The following is a 20,015-nucleotide window of genomic DNA, read 5'->3' as shown; positions in this document are numbered from 1 at the left end:
CCCCATAAAAATGGATGAACTCTAAATAAAAAAAACCGATGCTATTTTAATTAGGCATCAGTCTTTTTTTGTTGGCGCATTTTGCACGCCATACCATCAAATAGCAAGTCATATTGTTACTAATCCCTTTCTTTTCGATGAGTATTTCTGATGATTTCATTCATTTTACTCTTATAACTAATAACCCTCATTTTTCTATCAATTTTGAAGGTGAAAATTGTTTCATTCCCTTTATTATAGATAAAAAAAAACCCTTTGGTTTATTGCCAAAGGGCTCATATTAATTGTGATTAACAACTCTAATTAGAAATTGTAGTTAACACCGATATTGTAGCGACGGCCTTCTAGCTCGGCACCATAGTTTGCAGAATCAACACGACGATCAAGCAAATTGTATACACCACCCACTATATTGGCATTTTTACTTAATTTATAACTTGCACCTAAATCAAACAGCGCATAGGAAGGTGTGCCGTTACTCATTTTTTGACCACGCCCTTGGAAATCAGATGTCTTACCACGGAAGTTCATGCGTGTCCAAGTTTCCAATTCTTCGGTAGTTTGCCAAGTCAAAGTGGTGTTAACCATATGCTTTGGTTGTTTATTTAACGGTTTACCTTTGTTAATACCACTTTTCTGTTCAGTATCCGTATATGTGTAGTTTGTGGCGAAATCTAAATTCTCAAGCATACCCCAATCGAATGTAACTTCGACACCACGCATATTTGCTTCATCAACGTTTTGCCTATCGCTAACAAAATCATAGGCACGATTTTCTGGATTAGTTGATGTACTGCACTTATTAGCAGTCGTATTACTACAACGAGTAACTTCTGTTATTTTATCTTTAAAGTCAGTATTATAGATAGTAACACCAGCAGTAATATTGCTTTGATTATTCCAAATCACACCAATTTCTTCGGTAATACTTTTTTCTGGCTTCAGATTAGGATTACCGAAAATAATACCATTTGAGCTTCCGCCCCCTGTTGCTTGACCCCAATTTGCAGAAGATTGGCGTAAATCAGGTGCCTTATAACCCGTAGAAACCCCTCCTTTTATTGTCCATTGTTCATCAGCATGCCAAACACCGTATAAACGAGGAGTCCAATGAGTTCCGTAGTTTTCGTCTTTATCCATACGAAGGCCTCCAGTTAAAGCAAAGTCATTGGTCATCAACCACTCATCTTCTGCAAATAAAGCCCAGCTATATCTATCTCGCTTATTAGATGCCCCCGTAAGTGCTGATAATTTATTATCACTACCCTCAAGTTTTTCTTTACGATATTGCCCACCAAGACTCAAACTATGATCACCTAACAAGAATACACTTTGATTACGTAAAGTTGTATCTTCTGCTTTCATTTTACGAGTAAGATTTTTAGACTCATCATGTTGAATATAAGTATCAGTAGAAACTCCATCATAGACCCCATAATGCGTCAGTGCTGCATGGGTATTTTCAAATTTCTCGAGGTTTGCATCTTTTGACGTGCTTGGTCTAGAATAACCAAATCTAGAATCACGATGCTGATTATCTTTTTTAAAATCTAAATCAAAAGTATTTTTATCGTCTGGTGTTAATGATAGTGTACCACCACCACTCGTCATAATTTGACGATTAAAACCACCTTCATATTTATCTTCACCACGATGCGAATATTGGCCTTGCAGTTTTACACCCAGTAAACCATCAATAAGTGGACCTGATGTATATAAACTTCCTTGCCCTGTATTACCTGAATTTTTACGCTCAGTTAGCGTAGTATCGGCTCGTAAACTAGTTGTCCACTCTTGCTGTACGCGACGAGTAATAATATTAATAACCCCCCCTATCGCATCGGAGCCATAAAGTGAAGACATTGGTCCACGCACTACTTCAATACGTTCAATCGCAGGTAATGGTGGCAACCAACCTTGTTCAATGCCTGAATTATCACTATTTGGGCGGGTACTACGAGTATCTAGACGTTTGCCATCAATTAAAATCATCGTATATTTAGCATCCATACCCCGGATACTAATATCAGAACTACTACCACCGCCAGTAACTAAAACACCGGGGACATCTTTCAGCGCATCAGTGACATCGCGATAGGCTTTGTTTTCTAATTGTTCACGCGTCACAACTGAAATTGAGGCCGGAGCATCTTCAATTTTTTGTTGATAACCTGACGCCGTAGTAACATAAATTGTATCTTTACTATCATCCGCTAATGCAGGTATAGCAGTGATAGCCGCAATTACGCTAATTGCTATTTTTCTTTTATTAAAAACAACCATTCCCAACTCTCCAAGAAATATATTTTTCAACATGAACTGATATATGCTCGACATTAGATTCAGTGAACCATGAAAATCTATTATTTTTATTATTGAGTATTTAAATACCCATAGAAAATTCATGCTATATTAACTAGCAAATAAAGAGATTAAATTTTCTGTGGGTAATTATTATTTTCTATCTTTTATTTTTATATGAAATTAAATCTATAAATACTCCTAAAGTGCTTATTCAATTAATAAGCACTGTATTACCATTAATATTAGTAATTTCAAATAATCTAACTTGCCAGTTTTTCAACTAACCCGTCGATAAGTACCTGAGGCACACCTTGTGAACAGCGCTCTATGCGCCCTCTCACACCGTAAACTTCTGCTAAACTTTCAGGGGTAATCACCTCTTCAGGTTTCCCTTGCGCAATCAAATTACCTTGCTTCAGCATTAATACATGTTCTGCGTGACGTAATGCAATATTAATATCGTGAACAACAACCACTGTGATTATATTTCGCCGCTTCGTTTCTTTTGCAACCAAATCCATCACATGATATTGATAATTTAAATCTAATGCGCTCAGTGGCTCATCTAACAATAATAAATTGGGTTGACGAATTAAAGATTGAGCCAAACCAACAAGCTGTTTTTGACCGCCAGATAATTGGTCTAAATAACTTAATGCTAAATGTTCAATACCTAATTGACGCAATAAATGCATCACTTCATCTTTATTGCTTTTATTATTCAATCCACCTGACGCTCTTTGAGCAACAATAACTGACTCTAAAACATAAAGATGAACACCTGCGGGCAAACTCTGTGGTAAATACACCACATTCTGTGCGCGCTGGGCAAAGTTTTGCTGCATTAAATCGAGCCCATCTAATAATATTTGACCCGTTGATTTATTCAAACCCGCTAAAGAACGCAATAACGTTGATTTACCGCTGCCATTTGGTCCAAGTAATACCGTTATTTTCCCCCTTGGTAATACTTGCGTAGAGAGATTCTCTATCACTGCGCGCTTAGGATAACCTGCATTAAACCGATTAATTATCAATCCGCTCATGATACGTTTCCTCTGTGACGCAAAATAATACTAAGAAAGAACGGTACCCCTACCAACGAAGTCACGATGCCCACAGGAATAATGACACCCGGTATAATGTTTTTAGAAGCTATCGATGCCATTGATAATATCAATGCGCCAATTAATGCACTTGCTGGCAAGTAAAAACGGTGGTCTTCACCAAAAATTAAACGTGCAATATGCGGTGCAACTAAACCAATAAACGCAATAGGTCCCACGAATGCCACAGCCAATGCTGACAAAATACTAATACGCAATAATGTCGTCAAACGTAGGCGACGCACATCAATACCGAAACTAATCGCTCTATCTTCACCAAGACGTAATGCCGTCAGTTTCCATGAACTCATCATGGCAATTGGGAAAATTAATGCGAAAACCAATGCCATCACGCCTAGTTTTATCCAAGTCGCTTTCGACAAGCTACCCATAGTCCAAAAAACCAAACCTTGTAGCGTATCTTCAGTAGCAATGAATTGCATCATCGAAACCAATGCGTTAAAGGTAAAGACTAAAGCGATACCAAATAAAACAACGCCTGAAGTCGCAACGCGAGTCCAGCGAGTGACTGCATCTAGCATTAGAGCCGCCAAAAGTGCAAAAATAAATGCATTTGCAGAAATAACCCATTGGTCAGGCACGCCGGGGATCGCAATTCCAGAAACAATTGCTAACGCAGCACCAAAAGCAGCGGCACTAGATACCCCTAATGTGAACGGGCTCGCTAACGGGTTATTCAAAATAGTTTGCATTTCTGCACCCGCTAAACCTAATGACATCCCAATGACGACAGCCATTAATGCATATGGCAAACGAATATCCCACACAATTACACGCGTACCCGCATCAACGGCTTCTGGTGTGATCAGGGTTTGCCAAAGCTTTTCAAGCGCTAAACCTGAAGGCCCTAAAGTAAAATCGATAACTAAAGATAATAAAATAGCCGCGACAATAACGCCTATCCATACTAATCGACGACGCAGCATTTGCTGATAATGCAGCTTAACACCATCGTCTGTATTTTTTGCCGCTTGCTCAGTGACAACTATCGGCTCGCTCGTGATACTCATTGATTCTTACCCACTATAATGATTTTTTGCTGACCCAATATACGCCAGTTGGCTCGACTGTAAGAAACTCATTATGAAGTTCCTCGAGTGTTTTTTGAGGGTCAAGGTCGGCAAATTGCTCCGGGTAAAACCATTTAGCAAAGACTTGCGTCGCAATAACGTTATATGGCGAGTTATAATAATTATGCCAAATAGCATGATCATTCCCATCTTTGATGGCAGATAAGGCATTAATTCCTTTGCGATCAACAATTTTTTGCAAACTGCTTTTAGCGTCTTCGTTAGTGCTTTGCGCACCCAATTGAATACCTACATCTTGACTGCCGGGGGCTTTAGCACCACTAGCAATGTAAATATTCGGATCAGATGCAATAATTTTTTCTAAGTTCATCGTGCCTAGCGCACCGGGCAAAACACCTTTCGCGATATTTTTACCGCCAGCAAGATCGATAAAATTACCCATGCTTCCATCACCAGCGGTGCCACAACAGTCTTCAAATGCTCCTGCGCGTAACTCAATAAATACCGTTGGTTTTTTATCTTCAGGTATTTTTGCCGTAACGTCAGTCACCAATTTCTGATTTCTTTCATAAAAATCGATATATTTATTAGCGACTTGTTCACGATTTAACGCTTTGCCGAGCAAACGTATACTTGGCAACGTATTCTTAAGTGGATTATCTCTAAAATCAACAAATACAACCGGAATGCCCGCTTTTTCAAGCTGATTGACTAATTCACTATTTTTACCCGGACCATGCCCAGAGATACCGAAGATGGCAATATCAGGATTAAGTGTTAATACCTTCTCAGAACTAACGCTATCAGCGCTAGTATTACCGATTAATGGGATATTATCGATTGCGGGGAATTTTGCTTTATATACTGCGTAGGTTTGCGGGTCTAGCTTACGTAAATCCCCTTGCCATCCAACGATTCGCTCTATCGGTTTATCACCTTCAAGTAACGCAACTGCGCTGAATAAACGACCTTCACCAAGTAAGATACGGTTAACATCATCAGGCACTTCAACGGTACGACCTGCAATATCGGTCACAGTTACCGCCCATGAACCAAAACTTGCACCCGCTAATAATGTTAAACTTATCCCCTTTACTACCGACCTAGCTATCGACTTCTTGGCTATCGACGACATAGTATTAAGCTTCACAATCAACCCCATTCATTCACACTTATTTCTATGCGGTAACAATAAAGCAAATAAGAATACTTATCAATGCGATTATTAGTTTTATCATAAGCTATATATATGCAATATTGTGAGCTATATCGAAAAGTTATACTTTTTGTTCGTTTTATCGACTATTTGAATATTTATAAGCGTTATATAGTAAAAAAACAGCACCTCGTTACAAGATACTGTTTTTTATCATTCTATTATTTAAAAAAAATAATTAGTTAACTAAGGGTCTACTTATTCAAATTTTCATGATAAGTAGGAAAATCCATCTCTTTATAGCGGATAATCGTTGTTTTCTTCACAATTTTATAGCCAAACCAAATAGCTAAGAAAAGAGGAATACCAATATAAGTCGCTGTAACACCCACCCAATCAATTCTATCTGCTAAAAATGCTTGGTAGTTTTGTCCAAGGGTGATAATTAAACAGAGCCCAAAAGCAAAAATTGGACCGATTGGGAAGAACCCTGACACATAAGGTAAGTCATTAAGATTTCTGCCTTGAGCCATATAGCCTTTACGGAAACGATAATGGCTAACTGCAATACCTAACCACGCAATGAAGCCTGTCATGCCTGAGGTGTTCAATAACCATAAATAAACTGATTGGTTACCAAACATTGAGCTCAAAAAGCATAAACCAGCAATAACGGTCGTTGCCACTAAAGCATAACGAGGCACACCACCTTTAGATAAACGCGCAAATATACGAGGGGCTTTACCTTCACGAGCAAGGGTATATAGCATACGTGTCGAGGCATACATGCCAGAGTTACCCGCAGATAACACCGCTGTTAAAATTACAGCATTCATGACAGCAGCGGCAGAAAGCAGACCTGCATTTTCAAATACTAAGGTGAATGGACTCACGCTGATATCTTTCACATCATTACGCAATAGACTTGGGTCAGTATAAGGAATGATTAAGCTAATAATTAAGATTGCGAAGATATAGAATAAAAGTATACGCCAAAAGACTTTACGTACTGCTTTGGGGATATTCTTAGCTGGATCTTTTGATTCACCGGCTGCGATACCAATTAATTCAGTGCCTTGGAACGAGAACCCTACGATCATCGCCACACCAATCATTGCTGAAAAGCCACCAGCGAAAGGCGCATCGGCGATTTCCCAGTTATGCCATCCTGCATTTGGCGCACCATTCATAATACCGATAATCATTAATACACCTACCGTTATAAACACAACGACAGTAACTACTTTAATTAATGAGAACCAATATTCAGCCTCACCGAAACCTTTTACTGAGATAAAGTTAAGGAGAAAAATAACGGCAAGGAAAATAGCGCTCCAGATCCAGCCTGGGGTATCAGGAAACCAATAGGCCATCACTAATTGTGCAGCCACAAGGTCAACTGCAATGGTTACAGCCCAGTTGTACCAGTAATTCCAACCGAGTGCGAAACCAAAACCTTCATCAACGTATTTAGCACCGTAAGTAGCAAATGAGCCAGATACTGGCATATAAGCCGCTAATTCACCTAAACTGGTCATTAAAAAATAGACCATTAAGCCAATGATAGCGTAAGAAAGTAGTGCACCACCGGGGCCTGCTTGAGCAACTGTTGCACCTGATGCAACAAATAGACCTGTGCCTATAGAGCCGCCAATAGCAATCATAGCAAGATGGCGAGATTTTAATTCACGACGTAGTCTTTGAGGTCCGCCTTGCGAGACAGTCTTGGTATGTTGTTCTGACATCTGTTCCCTGTTTTTTATTATTCAGCCAATATCGCCGGAATTCTAGCAAAACATCCCGCCAGAACTAAGCAACTCTTTGCTGTTATAAGATACCTTCATAATCCATCAATAATTATAAGCAAAACACATTATCTCACTGACATTTTGAAGCTCTCAGTCATTACTCACATCAACCAATTGATTTATTTAAATAATTCGCGTTATCGGTAGGCAACAAACGAGGATAGCTCGAGACAAGAGCAGTCAACAACCCGACAGCGCGAAGTATGACGGGTAAAGGAACCTAGTTACAATAATCAAGCAAATTAGTAATAGCCTTGGAAAGATGTTTCTGTCGATGATAAATCAAATATAGTGTTCTTTCTAAATGCTGTTTTTCAACTTTTAATTCAACTAATGAGCCATTTTCTAGCTGTTCGGCTATGACACGTCTTGATAAACAACTCACTCCCATGCCAAAACGAACAGCATGTTTAATCGCCTCTGAATTACCTAACTCCATTAAAATATGAAAGCTTGGCAAATGGGCAAATAATAATTGGTCTAATACATCCCGAGTACCTGAGCCTCTTTCACGCAAAATCCAAGGTGCGTCTCGGAGCTCTTTTAATGTCACCGTTCTACCCGCTAATGGATTATTTGGTGCGACAAAAATCACAAGCTCATCTTTTAACCACGATTTAGAAACAAGGTCAGAACTGTGACACACACCTTCAATTAACCCTACATCAGCGCGAAATTCCATCACCGCTTTAATCACTTCATCGGTATTACCAATAAATAATTCGAGAGGAATGTCTGGGTTGTCATGACGATAACCTGCTAAAATTTGAGGCAATATATAGTTACCTATCGTGGTACTTGCCGCGAGTCGTACTGCTCCCATCTCTTTTTTAAACAATTGCTCAACTTCATATCCCTGATCTAGCAACGCTAAAGCTTTAGGATAGAGGAGTCGCCCGTGTTCATTTGTCACTAATCGTTTACCGACACGGTCAAATAACTGAACGCCCAATTGCCCTTCTAAATCAGTCAAAGACGCACTCACCGCAGACTGAGATAGCGCTAATGAGAGAGATGCTTGCGTGGTGGAGCCACTTTTTAATACTTCAGTAAAAACCTCTAGTTGCCTAAGTGTTATTCGCATAAAGATAGCCCCAAGATGCCTTATAGTATTTGTAATAATATTGTTAATATTAATGATTTGTTAGCAATATACCAGAAAAAATTATTAACCTGTTTTACAGATTGATTATATGAATATAATCAATTTAAATTATTATAAATTTTGTTATATGCTTATTACAAATTCATCTAAGCAGTAATGAAGAGCATTAAAATGAATAAAACTGAAACTAATGAGATTGCACAACATAATATGCATCCTATATTCAAACTCTTGCCTGGGATCATTCTCGCTGGGATATTAACCGCTATTTCTATTTATTTAGGTGAACAATCTTGGTTTATCGATATCGGCCTTGGAGCTTTAACCTTGGCTATTTTATTAGGTATATTTGTTGGTAATACAGTTTATCCCGTTGCTAGCCAATCTTGTGATGCGGGTATTAAATTTGCTAAGCATTATTTTTTACGTGCTGGGATAATTTTGTATGGCTTTCGTCTTACTTTCCAACAAATTACTGATGTTGGCGCAACAGGCATATTAATCGATGCTCTAACTCTAACATCAACCTTCTTACTGGCTTATTGGTTAGGAAAAAAGGTTTTTGGTTTAGATGATGAAACCACTATCTTAATCGGTGCAGGCAGTAGTATTTGTGGTGCCGCCGCGGTAATGGCGACCGAACCTGTGATCAATGCGCCTGCGAGTAAAGTTGCTGTTGCAGTTTCTACCGTTGTGATTTTCGGTACCATTTGTATCTTTGTTTATCCATGGATATACCAACTAAACATGCATTACGGCTGGTTTCCTGCCACCCAAGAAACTTTTGGTATTTTTATTGGCTCTACCGTACATGAAGTTGCACAGGTTGTTGCCGCAGGCCACACGATTGGACCCGAAGCTGAAAATGCATCCGTAATAGCCAAAATGATCCGTGTGATGATGCTAGCGCCATTTCTAATCATACTGTCGGCTTTTTTAAGTCGTAAAATCGCCAAAAAAAATGGTACCAGTGCGCAGAAAAATAAAATCACCATTCCATGGTTTGCGGTTATTTTTATCTTGGTTGCGGCATTTAATTCATTTAATTTATTGCCACAAGCGTTGGTACACCACATTATCACGTTAGATACTATCTTGCTGGCAATGGCCATGGTTGCTCTTGGATTGACCACCCATGTTAGTGCTATTCGTCAAGCAGGGATCAAACCTCTACTCATGGCTTTGATTTTATTTATTTGGTTAATTGTTGGTGGACTATTTATAAACTTAGTTATTCAAACTATTTTTTGATTCATTCGTTTCTATAGCCGCTTTTTAAAGCGGCTTTTTGTTGAGTTCATTTTTTTGTTGATTAATGTCATACTCCTAAAAAATAGGAGTCAATAATGAAATATGTTGGAGCACACGTCAGCGCCTCTGGTGGTGTTGATCAAGCCGTTATTCGCGCCCATGAAATTAATGCGACAGCCTTTGCGTTATTCACCAAAAACCAACGCCAATGGAAAGCCGCCCCACTTTCAGAAGAAGTGATTAAAAAATTTAAAGATAACTGCGCTAAATATGGCTATGGCAAGCATCAAATATTGCCTCATGACAGTTATTTAATCAATTTAGGCCACCCTGAAATTGAAGCACTAGAAAAATCACGTGCTGCATTTATCGATGAATTACAACGCTGTGAACAATTAGGTATCGACTTATTAAACTTCCACCCAGGTAGTCATTTAAAACAAATTGATGTAGATGACTGCCTAGCACGCATCGCGGAATCCATTAACATTGCGTTAAATGAAACGGAAGGCGTGACCGCGGTGATTGAAAATACCGCAGGACAAGGCACTAATCTTGGTTTTGATTTTGTTCATCTGGCAAAAATCATCGAAGGTGTCAAAGACAAAAGTCGAGTAGGTGTATGTATTGATACTTGCCATGCATTTGCCGCAGGTTATGACTTACGGACAGAAGAAACCTGTGAAAATACCTTTAAGCAATTTTCAGATATCGTAGGGTTTGAGTTTCTAAAAGGTATGCATCTCAATGATGCGAAAAGTGAATTTGCTAGCCGAGTTGACCGCCACCATAGCCTTGGTGAAGGTAATATTGGTTATGCACCATTTAGCTATATCATGAAAGACTCACGTTTTGATGGCATTCCATTAATATTAGAAACCGTCAATCCGGATATTTGGCCACAAGAAATTGCTTGGCTTAAATCTCAACAGAATAGTTAAATTAAATCGTTAAAGGGGTGACATTCACCACCCCTTCTCATGCTAATCTCAGATTACAAAGACTTCATTTCAATTTTAGCCATCATATCCGCTAACTTATTGCGATTTTTAAGACCAACGTCAGCCTGTGATACCGATAACGCTGAAATAGCCGTTGCCATACGCAACGTATGCTCACTGGATTCACCATTCAATAAACCATAGGCAAGTCCTGCAACCATAGAATCGCCGGCACCCACTGTGCTAATGACCTCACAATGAGGTGGTTTTGCCAACCAAGAACCGGAAGCATTTACCCACAACGCCCCTTCCTCTCCGAGCGAAATAACAACATGAGAAATACCTTTATCACGCAACTCATGCGCTGCAGCAATAACGTCATTTAAATCAGGTAATTTGCGACCAGCCCAAACTTCGAGCTCATGCCGATTTGGCTTTACAAGCCATGGTGATGCTTTAAGCCCTGCTTTAAGCGCTTCACGGCTACTATCAAAAATAATACAAGGACATAACTGACGTAAACGAGTCATCCAGCGTGTAAATTCTTGAGGATCGACGCCATTGGGTAAACTGCCACTGACGACCACCATATCAAAGTGGCCGAGCCAGTTTAACGATTCCGTTGAAAATCGATTCCAATCGTCTTGGCTCACATCGAAGCCTGAAAAATTAAAATCAGTCGATTCACCATTATTTTCAGTCAATTTAACATTAATACGGGTACGTCCTGGCACCATACTAAAACGGTTTGCCATCCCATTTTCACTGAAAAAATGTTGAAACTCCTCTTGGTTTTCTTTTCCCATAAAACCACTAACCGTGATATCAACACCAAGATCACGTAATACTTTAGCAACGTTAACCCCTTTGCCTCCAGCATTCAGGCTGGCAGTTTTAACAAGGTTAACTTCACCGACTTCAATTGATGGACAAAGCCCGACAAGATCATAGGCAGGATTTAATGTAATTGTAGCAACCCGGCGAGTCATAACCACTAATCTCCCTTATCATTATTGTCATATAACAAGATTTTCTATTCACAGTTATAACATTAAAGCGTACTGCTTTCAGTGATATTTATATTTTTCCTAATTGTATTTCTACGCTAACGTGGCAAAATTTACACACAGATAAAATACAAAAATAGGAATAATTCATGTCCAGTTCTGTCAATGTCGTTGTTGGGGTGGGAGTCATCATTACTAACAAACAAGGGCAAATTTTAATCGGCAAACGCAGTAGTAAACACGCTCCTTACTGGTCAATTTTTGGTGGGCATGTAGATCCAGGTGAATCCTTTGAAGCTTGTGCCATACGTGAAATTAAAGAAGAAATAGGCATTGATATCAATACACCAACAATATTCGGTATCAGTAATAATTTACAAACTTATCAACAAGAAGGTAAACATACGGTTTCTATCTGTATGCATGTTGAATACGATGGCGGTATTGCACCTTGTAATATGGAAAAAGATAAATGTGAAAGTATTATCTGGGTTCTCCCCAATGAGCTACCTGAACCACATTTCGAAGCAAGCCGTAATGCCATTAATCTCTGGCTAACTAAGCGTTTTTATCATCCTGTACCCTAATTAAATAACGAACTTAGGCGAATAAATAGGACCACCACAGAGTTCTATTTGTTCGTTTCTTACACAACCCTCTAAAATTATTCCTTTTTTTCAAATTATATTGAGTCTTTTTTATTTACATTATCACATTCGCTATGTATCATTTAGCTAGTACATTGAAACGGTAAATTTAGAGGTCACCATGTCAGTTGATGCTGTAAAACAACAAAAACGCCCGTCCATATTAGGCGGCTCGATGATTATTGCAGGCACCGCCGTCGGTGCTGGTATGTTTTCAATTCCAATGGTGACTTCCGGTATTTGGTTTTCAGGCTCAGTTGCCCTACTCCTTTACACCTTTGTTTGTATGCTTCTTTCAGGTTTGATGATTTTAGAAGCTAATATGAATTATCCGGCGGGTGCTAGTTTTCATACCGTTGTAAAAGATTTACTCGGTTCTACATGGAACTCAATTAATAGCCTATCGATTACTTTCGTACTTTATATTTTAACTTACGCTTATATTTCTGCTGGTAGCTCGATAATTACGGGCAATTTATCGCAATACATACAAATTCCACAAGCGCTTGCAGGATTAATATTTGCCGTCATCGTGGCTTTTTTTGTCTGGAGATCAACTCGTGCAGTTGACCGACTAAGCACCATTTTAATTGGCGGAATGGTGATTACTTTTATTATGTCTATTGGTGGCATGGTAACAACGGCATCACCCTCTATTTTATTTAACCAAATAGAACAGAACGATACTCAATACTTACCTTATGCATTAGCGGCCCTACCTTACTTATTAACTTCATTTGGTTACCATGGCAACGTGCCAGGACTGGTTAAATATTATAATAAAGACAGTCGTAGCGTCGTTTTAAGCTTAGTTTATGGCTCGATAATCACTGTCACTATTTATATTCTATGGCAGTATGCTATCCAAGGAAATATCCCTCGCTCAGCCTTTATTGAGATAAGAGAAAGTGGTAATAATATTGATTCATTGCTAACTCAAATGAATATTTCCACTCAAAATAGTTTTATTTCTCAATTTTTAAACCTGTTTTCTTATATGGCATTAGCCAGTTCATTTTTAGGTGTTTCCCTTGGCTTGTTTGATTTTATTGCTGATTTCTTTAAATTTGATGATAACAAGCCCGGCCGTTTCAAGTCAGTGTTAATGACATTTTTGCCACCAACTGTACTGGCTTTAATTTTTCCAAATGGCTTTATTTATGCGATTGGTTTTGCAGGTCTTGCTGCAACAATATGGGCAGTCATCGTGCCCGCCTTAATGGCAAGAGCAAGTCGTAAACGTTTTCCAAATAACAGTTATAAAGCACCCGGTGGCGCATTTATTATCGGCTTTGTGATCCTTTTCGGTGTCATCAATGCGGTCGCACATATATTGTCTTTGTTTGGTCTACTTCCTATTTATTAATCTCATTCAGCTAAAACACCATCCCTAGTTCATTAACTAGGGATTTTTTTACATAAAATTGATATCAACATCTTGCCTAATCGCTTATCTACGAGTAATTTTGTCGCACTCTTTTGACAATGACTAAAATGAAGGTTATTTATGGCCAAGGCCAATGAAATCAAACGCGGTTTAGCAATTAACTACAATGGTAAATTATTACTTGTAAAAGATATCGATATTCAAGCACCAAGCGCTCGTGGTGCAAGTACTCTGTATAAAATGCGCTTTACTGATATCAAAACTGGCCAAAAAGTTGAAGAACGTTTCAAAGGCGATGATAATCTTGATTTGATTTCGTTAACTCGCCGTGCGGTCAGCTTTTCTTACATAGATGGTGATGAGTATGTTTTCATGGATAATGAAGATTACACGCCTTATCTATTTAAAAAAGCGGATATTGAAGATGAATTACTTTTCATCCCTGAAGAAGGCCTACCAGGAATGCAAGTTCTAACTATGGAAGGACAAGTTCTCGCATTAGAATTACCACAGACTGTCGATATGGTTATTATCGAAACAGCTCCAGGTATTAAAGGCGCGTCGGCAAGTGCTCGTAATAAACCGGCCACCTTACCTACGGGTTTAACTGTACTGGTACCTGAATACCTCTCTACAGGTGATAAAATTCGTATTCATATTGCTGAGCGTCGTTATATGGGACGCAGCGATTAAGAACACTCACGTCGGTATGCCTAGGGAGTTATATCCGTAGGCATACAATATCGTCACACATTCAACTCCCCTCATAGACCTTTTTGATATTTCTTTTCATTCATTTGCTATCAATCATTTATTAATCATAAACAACAGTATAAAGACCTAATTTGTTATCTTTATTTATCCAATTAAATTTTTGTGTTCCTTTATTATTTGGTAATTGAACATCCTTTCCTTTTAACTTAGTCACATCAACAGAAATCGTTTTCGTATTGCCGTTATCATGCCAACACTGAGTCTCAACTTTATGACCACTCGTTTCGATAACACAAGGTGGCGCGACAATTGAACCTGTAAAATGAATAACACCTGTATGTGCTTGCTTCATGCCACTAGACTGTGATGCAAACGCTGTCACGCTAGCCGTTAGGGCTGTTAATGCAAGAACTACTTTTGCCATCTTCTTTACTGAGTGAGTCATTGAGATTTTCCTATTAAAATTATGTTATCGTCATTTACAAAGATTTGTTTACAGTTAAAATATTTATTTATATTTCTCTGTTCGATGATGAGATATTAAATTAAAAGGAAAAGTGTGGATTTCAATAATAGCCGTAGTTTTTTATATTACTTTTAGTTGGATAAATAAAATTATATTAGATAGGTTCATCACATTATTATGTTTAGCTCTACAATTTATACTTCATTTCTTTTTTAATCTATTAAGTGTGGTCGCAATTTTATCAATTTATGAAACAATGACAAAAATCAAATTAAACCAAATAAAAACAATGAGTTAAAAAATAATGTTGTTTTCAAAAATAATATGAGTGACAGTTATCAAATTGAAATTGGAATTTAAATAATAAATTCCATCAGTAATAACTAACTAATAACCGTATTTTAATCTAGATCATAATTCCACTTAGAAACAATATGGTTAATATGATTATTATAATCAATCGCTGCCATATCTTAAATGTCGAGTTTTAATTGACCTAGCCACGCCCTATAGAATAGATAAAAGTATCGGGTATATTACAAAACATCAGATTAAAATCGCTATCATTTAGGCTTATATTAATAAAATGAATTGTCACTGTATTGCTTATATTCAAGATAATAGGCATCACAAAATTGATAATATTTTGTACAATTTTTTCATTATGATGAACCCTAATTTAGGGATTAATCGTGATAAATTTAACTTTCTTTACATTCATATTTATTCATCCCACCCAAATAGTGTGTAAATAAGCAATAACATTAAATAAACGTGAATTAGATCATGTTTTTCTCCCTATAAAGGGTAACTCGATGTAAAAAAATACAGTATTATTACTTTTAGGCGATAAATTGATGACTAATATCACTTTATGTTTAAGGTTTTGTAAATTACCCCCCGATAACTCGCCATTTTAGCTTTGTTTATGTATGCTCTTAGTGTTTGGTTTAAGGGTTGTATCTACGCCAAATTCAAGGAATGAATATTTTAGTGAGTTTTGTTAGTAACGGGCGATTAGAGCGCCTAGAAAATCAGCTAATTTAGATAAAGAATTATGAAGTTTTTCATAAACACTTTCTGCGAAAAATACACTGTTGTCGTTCTAAATGCGTTTTTCACAGGGATAAGTTTAACTTTGTTGTGTCTATTTACACAATGATGAAACATAGAATGGCAAGGGATATATATAATAATGTTAACCTCTGAAAAATTTAAGCGCTATGCTTGGCGCATTGTTCCGGCAATCGCAATAGCCGTAACACTTACAGCATGTACTAACCCCAAATCAAGTCAGAACGCTAATAACACCACTAAATCTGATGTTCGTATGTTAAATGCAACATCTAATGATTCCCTCGCAATGGCCTCACAGGACGAGTTTGAAGAATTAGTTCAAAGCGTCGATACTAAATCAAAAATCATGAGCCAGTATGCAAATTGGAAAGGCGTAAGCTACCGCCTCGGTGGAACAACTAAAAATGGCATCGATTGTTCAAGTTTTGTTCAGCGTACTTTCTTTGAACAATTTGGCGTACAGCTCCCCCGAACAACTTCCGAACAAGAATCATCAGGTAAAGGCGTTAAACGTAATAGCTTAAAAGCAGGTGATATCGTTTTATTTAAAACGGGTCGCACAATGAAACATGTTGGTATTTATATTGGTGATGATAAATTTGTTCATGCATCAACAAGCAGTGGAGTTATTGTGTCAGAAATGAGCAATAACTATTGGAGTAAAAGATATTATGCAGGCCGACGTATTGTGAATGGCTCATAATATTCAATAACATTATTTCTTTGTAGTAAATATAATCCCTTGCAACAAAGAATTTACCAATAAAAAAGCTTCCAGGCTCTAAACCGGAAGCTTTTTTATTGTTCAAAATTCGTTAATACACAAAGTGATAGAAGATTGATTCATTTAGCTTAAATCAACATAGCTTACCTAAATATAGTTCACGTTAATAAACACTCTGCACAGCCCACAAAGTATGAGCAAAAATAAGCAGGTTAGATAAGTAAACTTTAAAAACGTCAAGATCGCAGTTAACCAAGCATCATGCTTGAGCTAAGCGCAATAAAAACCCGAAGATAACTCAGCAATAGCAACACCTGATGCTTTTAAACGACACATAGCAGGTAGCTCATCATTTGCATGAATAAATAGGCAAATTTCTTTTTGCCATTCTAAAATAGCATTTTCAATTTGCATGTCAGACAACGATTCAGCCAGTTGCTGCATTGCAATACAATCTGTCGCACAGTCATGACTAAGTAATTTTAGCCCCACAAGTTTATCGCTATCGACATCATTCATAGGAACAACTTCAACATCAGTTCCTATTTTTCCTGATAACCAGCGGTAGCTTTGCGGTAGCCTGTGCACCACCGAAAGACCTAATTTTTCCACGAAAATATCCTATTAAAACATTTTATAAATTTGCCGAGTAAAACTAACTCTCATGCAGTTATATCGACTTCAAATATCACTAAAAAATCGCTTTTATTTTAAGCACTAAAACAATATAAGCTATTTTTAGGCCGCTATGCAGTTCATAGTTTTAGTCCACATAAAGCCACGTACTCTCTAAACAATCCTCGTTCAAACCGAACTTTAGCAAATCAAATAAGTAACACGATTGTTAAATTTTAGAACTTAAATATAACATTAAAAATATAGCCTGTCGTTAAATTTTTGTGACACAAATCATTGTATAAATATATTTTTGATAAAAATGTTAATTTTTAAAATATTTTTTAGAAAAAAAATCAACACTATTCATGACTAACAAAACTAATTTTTACATTATTAAACCAACAATTATAATAATAGAACATTTTTTGAATAATAAATGTTCTATACGCCTCTTTTTATGATAATTAAAACTGGCTCAATCAAAACATAAATTTAACAAATTACCCAAATCTGATAATTGATTTAGATCATTTTTAATCATGAAATTTAATAACAATCTGTCATTAATCGTTTTTTCCGAAGATTAATAGAGCAAAAAGCATGTATATGATGAGTAATGCGTTTAAGTAATAAATAACAAAGAGAAGTATCAAGAAAGGAAATAGGCGAGATCTTCAGCTTCATCCATGAAACTGAATAAAAAAGTGATTTTACTTAGCTTTCTTTGCGAGAAGCACAAATAACATCGATAAAGCAACGCAAGCAACCATCGAACCGACCATTGGCCACGCGCTTTTTGCAGGGATCAACGATAATAACGTACCAACTAATGCACCTATTGAAAAACGGATAGTTCCAGCTAGGGATGATACTGTACCAGCAATATGCGGATAGTTATCCAATATCACCGCCATTGCATTGGAGGTAATCATTGCAATACCACTCACATAAATCGCCACGCCAATAACTAAAGTCCAAAACTCTAAATCAAGTGCAGTGGTCGTCAATAGCCATAAGCCCATAATAAATTGAATGATAATACCAAAATAGAGCATACGTTCTGCACCAAAGTGCCTCACATAACGCCCATTAATCGTGGTCATTATAAACAAGAAAATAATATTAATACCAAAATAGTAACCAAAATGCTGCGGTGAAACACCATTCAAATCAATATAAACAAAGGCTCCCGCATTTAAGAATGAGAACATCCCAGCAAAAGAAAATGAGCTGGCTAGAATGTAAAACAAAACTTGTTTTGCTCTAAATAGAGTCGCAAATTGCCTTAACGTTGTACCCACATGAAATTTTTGCCGTTTTTCGGCTGGTAGTGTTTCACGAATAAAACAACTGACTAGCACTACAGCAATAACGGCTGCAATAGCAATACTCCAAAAAATTGCATGCCAAGAGAACCAACGCATCATTTCTCCCCCTAAAATCGGGGCAAGTAATGGCGCAATAGTCATAACAAGTACAACAAACGACATACTGCGAGAAAATTCATCTCTCGTGAACATATCTCGCATCAATGCGTTAATTACAACACTCGCGGCAGCAGCGGCAAAACCATGTAAAAATCTCAACCAAATAAAGACATCGATAGATTCTGCAACTGCACAAGCTGCGGAAGCTAATGCAAAAACAATAACGCCACCTAAAATGACAGGCTTTCGACCAATGCTATCTGCCATCGGGCCATAAAATAGCTGCCCAATCGCAAAACCTAAAATGTAGCTATTAAGGGTCATCTGAATACGCCCTTGATCTACATTAAAATATTCTGTCATTATCGGAAAGCTAGGTAGGTACATATCAATAGCTAATGGCATTAGCATTGATAATAATCCTAAAATTAATATCAGCCCCAAATAGGATGAACGCTGCTGTTGCACTCTTTAAACTCCTGCTTTTTAATATTTAGCGTGGCACAGTAATACTGTTAATTTCTGCTTCAGTCAGTGGACGGTATTCACCTGGTGCAAGCTCTTCATCAAGCCATATCTCACCCACACGCTCTCTATGTAAACCACACACATGATTACCCACTGCTGCAAACATGCGTTTCACTTGATGATAGCGTCCTTCACTAATTGTCAGTAACACTTCTCTAGCAGAGATAATCTCAAGCTTTGCGGCTTTCGTTGGATATTTCTCACCATTTAACATCACGCCTTGCTCAAACTTTGCAGTCACATCATCAGTAATGTCTTCACTGAGCTGGACTCGATACGTTTTTTCACAATGATGCTTTGGTGAACTAATGCGGTGTGACCATTGACCATCATCCGTTAGCAAAACTAATCCTGTCGTATCAATATCTAAGCGCCCCGCAGAATGTAATTTCTGACTCAAAGGCTCTTCAATAAAAAAAAGTATTGTTGGATGTGTTGGGTCATCAGTTGAGCAAATATAACCTTGAGGCTTATGCAACATAAAGTAGCGAGGTCCGGTGACTTGAGTCAGAACATTGCCGTCATAAGCGACCTGTTTATCAGTGGTTACTTGGAATGAACCTGATTTTACGATTTCATCGTCAACGGTGATATTACCTGCCCGTAGCTCACGCGCTACCAAACTCCGGCTTATCCCTAATTGTTGGGACAGAAATTTATCCAGTCGCATAGATTCTCTTAACTTGATGGAATGTCA

Annotated in this window: 17 protein-coding genes; 6 read left to right on the top strand and 11 right to left on the bottom strand. The window is 37.6% G+C overall.

Annotation, left to right across the window (positions count from 1 at the left end; translation table 11 throughout):
• Positions 1-303: 303 nt before the first annotated feature.
• From DD649_RS07590 to yieE, 6 genes are all read right to left on the bottom strand, one after another.
• Positions 304-2,283: a ligand-gated channel protein gene (locus DD649_RS07590; protein WP_294106177.1), complete on the bottom strand. Its 1,980-nt coding sequence runs from the start codon at positions 2,281-2,283 to the stop codon at positions 304-306.
• A 281-nt stretch (positions 2,284-2,564) separates the two neighbouring features.
• Positions 2,565-3,353 carry an ABC transporter ATP-binding protein gene (locus DD649_RS07585; protein WP_294106174.1) on the bottom strand — a complete coding sequence of 263 codons (789 nt, stop codon included), beginning with the start codon at positions 3,351-3,353 and terminating at the stop codon, positions 2,565-2,567.
• Complete coding sequence (locus DD649_RS07580; RefSeq protein WP_336429795.1) at positions 3,347-4,441, bottom strand: iron ABC transporter permease; 1,095 nt, start codon at positions 4,439-4,441, stop codon at positions 3,347-3,349. Before DD649_RS07580 ends, DD649_RS07585 begins: the two co-directional genes overlap by 7 nt.
• A gap of 13 nt (positions 4,442-4,454) precedes the next feature.
• The gene (locus DD649_RS07575) at positions 4,455-5,597 is read right to left on the bottom strand and encodes an ABC transporter substrate-binding protein (protein WP_294106171.1); all 1,143 of its coding nucleotides are present in this window, start codon (positions 5,595-5,597) and stop codon (positions 4,455-4,457) included.
• 275 nt (positions 5,598-5,872) lie between these two features.
• Entirely contained in the window at positions 5,873-7,363 is a 1,491-nt protein-coding gene (locus DD649_RS07570) for an amino acid permease (protein WP_294105334.1), read from the bottom strand.
• A gap of 283 nt (positions 7,364-7,646) precedes the next feature.
• Positions 7,647-8,510, bottom strand: a complete 864-nt coding sequence (gene yieE, locus DD649_RS07565; protein WP_294105327.1) for a DNA-binding transcriptional regulator YeiE — start codon at positions 8,508-8,510, stop codon at positions 7,647-7,649.
• Positions 8,511-8,702: 192 nt separating this feature from the next.
• On the opposite strand from yieE, the gene DD649_RS07560 reads away from it, so the two are divergent.
• Together DD649_RS07560 and nfo are read left to right on the top strand one after the other, a co-directional pair.
• Positions 8,703-9,782 (top strand): YeiH family protein, encoded by a 1,080-nt coding sequence (locus DD649_RS07560; protein ID WP_336429792.1) that lies wholly within the window; start codon positions 8,703-8,705, stop codon positions 9,780-9,782.
• 95 nt (positions 9,783-9,877) lie between these two features.
• Positions 9,878-10,723, top strand: coding sequence for a deoxyribonuclease IV (gene nfo / locus DD649_RS07555; protein WP_294105323.1), 846 nt, complete (start codon positions 9,878-9,880; stop codon positions 10,721-10,723).
• Between the two features lie 53 nt (positions 10,724-10,776).
• On the opposite strand, the gene fruK is transcribed toward nfo, so the two are convergent.
• On the bottom strand, positions 10,777-11,712 hold the full coding sequence (gene fruK, locus DD649_RS07550) for a 1-phosphofructokinase (RefSeq protein ID WP_294105321.1): 936 nt from the start codon (positions 11,710-11,712) through the stop codon (positions 10,777-10,779).
• A 167-nt stretch (positions 11,713-11,879) separates the two neighbouring features.
• Here fruK and DD649_RS07545 point away from each other — a divergent pair, with 167 nt between their 5' ends.
• The 3 genes from DD649_RS07545 to yeiP all read left to right on the top strand — a co-directional run bounded on the left by DD649_RS07545 (position 11,880) and on the right by yeiP (position 14,457).
• Complete coding sequence (locus tag DD649_RS07545) at positions 11,880-12,317, top strand: NUDIX domain-containing protein (protein WP_294105318.1); 438 nt, start codon at positions 11,880-11,882, stop codon at positions 12,315-12,317.
• A 181-nt stretch (positions 12,318-12,498) separates the two neighbouring features.
• Positions 12,499-13,743, top strand: a complete 1,245-nt coding sequence (gene mtr, locus DD649_RS07540) for a tryptophan permease (protein WP_294105315.1) — start codon at positions 12,499-12,501, stop codon at positions 13,741-13,743.
• A 141-nt stretch (positions 13,744-13,884) separates the two neighbouring features.
• Positions 13,885-14,457, top strand: a complete 573-nt coding sequence (yeiP, locus tag DD649_RS07535; RefSeq protein ID WP_294105312.1) for an elongation factor P-like protein YeiP — start codon at positions 13,885-13,887, stop codon at positions 14,455-14,457.
• A gap of 121 nt (positions 14,458-14,578) precedes the next feature.
• Here the strand turns inward: yeiP and DD649_RS07530 are convergent, their stop codons facing one another.
• Positions 14,579-14,923, bottom strand: a complete 345-nt coding sequence (locus tag DD649_RS07530; protein WP_294105309.1) for a hypothetical protein — start codon at positions 14,921-14,923, stop codon at positions 14,579-14,581.
• Between the two features lie 1,216 nt (positions 14,924-16,139).
• Between DD649_RS07530 and mepS the strand changes: the two genes are divergently transcribed.
• Positions 16,140-16,724, top strand: coding sequence for a bifunctional murein DD-endopeptidase/murein LD-carboxypeptidase (gene mepS / locus DD649_RS07525; protein WP_294105307.1), 585 nt, complete (start codon positions 16,140-16,142; stop codon positions 16,722-16,724).
• 291 nt (positions 16,725-17,015) lie between these two features.
• Here the strand turns inward: mepS and DD649_RS07520 are convergent, their stop codons facing one another.
• The 3 genes from DD649_RS07520 to rsuA form a co-directional block, all read right to left on the bottom strand.
• Positions 17,016-17,357 carry a hypothetical protein gene (locus tag DD649_RS07520; RefSeq protein ID WP_294105305.1) on the bottom strand — a complete coding sequence of 114 codons (342 nt, stop codon included), beginning with the start codon at positions 17,355-17,357 and terminating at the stop codon, positions 17,016-17,018.
• A 716-nt stretch (positions 17,358-18,073) separates the two neighbouring features.
• A complete protein-coding gene (locus DD649_RS07515; RefSeq protein WP_294105304.1) occupies positions 18,074-19,258 on the bottom strand; it encodes a Bcr/CflA family multidrug efflux MFS transporter in 1,185 nt (394 codons plus the stop codon).
• A 25-nt stretch (positions 19,259-19,283) separates the two neighbouring features.
• Positions 19,284-19,988 carry a 16S rRNA pseudouridine(516) synthase RsuA gene (rsuA, locus tag DD649_RS07510; RefSeq protein WP_294105299.1) on the bottom strand — a complete coding sequence of 235 codons (705 nt, stop codon included), beginning with the start codon at positions 19,986-19,988 and terminating at the stop codon, positions 19,284-19,286.
• Between the last annotated feature and the right edge of the window lie 27 nt (positions 19,989-20,015).

This window comes from Providencia sp., from assembly GCF_003533305.1.
Taxonomy (GTDB): Bacteria; Pseudomonadota; Gammaproteobacteria; order Enterobacterales; family Enterobacteriaceae; genus Providencia.
This window is presented reverse-complemented; position numbering and strand designations above follow the sequence as displayed.

Coding starts and splice junctions, on each gene's coding strand:
- DD649_RS07575 (WP_294106171.1), bottom strand. CDS start 5,597: ATGTCGTCGATAGCCAAGAAGTCGATAGCTAGGTCGGTAGTAAAGGGG.
- rsuA (WP_294105299.1), bottom strand. CDS start 19,988: ATGCGACTGGATAAATTTCTGTCCCAACAATTAGGGATAAGCCGGAGT.
- DD649_RS07570 (WP_294105334.1), bottom strand. CDS start 7,363: ATGTCAGAACAACATACCAAGACTGTCTCGCAAGGCGGACCTCAAAGA.
- yeiP (WP_294105312.1), top strand. CDS start 13,885: ATGGCCAAGGCCAATGAAATCAAACGCGGTTTAGCAATTAACTACAAT.
- DD649_RS07590 (WP_294106177.1), bottom strand. CDS start 2,283: ATGGTTGTTTTTAATAAAAGAAAAATAGCAATTAGCGTAATTGCGGCT.
- nfo (WP_294105323.1), top strand. CDS start 9,878: ATGAAATATGTTGGAGCACACGTCAGCGCCTCTGGTGGTGTTGATCAA.
- DD649_RS07530 (WP_294105309.1), bottom strand. CDS start 14,923: ATGACTCACTCAGTAAAGAAGATGGCAAAAGTAGTTCTTGCATTAACA.
- DD649_RS07545 (WP_294105318.1), top strand. CDS start 11,880: ATGTCCAGTTCTGTCAATGTCGTTGTTGGGGTGGGAGTCATCATTACT.
- fruK (WP_294105321.1), bottom strand. CDS start 11,712: ATGACTCGCCGGGTTGCTACAATTACATTAAATCCTGCCTATGATCTT.
- DD649_RS07560 (WP_336429792.1), top strand. CDS start 8,703: ATGAATAAAACTGAAACTAATGAGATTGCACAACATAATATGCATCCT.
- mtr (WP_294105315.1), top strand. CDS start 12,499: ATGTCAGTTGATGCTGTAAAACAACAAAAACGCCCGTCCATATTAGGC.
- mepS (WP_294105307.1), top strand. CDS start 16,140: ATGTTAACCTCTGAAAAATTTAAGCGCTATGCTTGGCGCATTGTTCCG.
- yieE (WP_294105327.1), bottom strand. CDS start 8,510: ATGCGAATAACACTTAGGCAACTAGAGGTTTTTACTGAAGTATTAAAA.
- DD649_RS07580 (WP_336429795.1), bottom strand. CDS start 4,441: ATGAGTATCACGAGCGAGCCGATAGTTGTCACTGAGCAAGCGGCAAAA.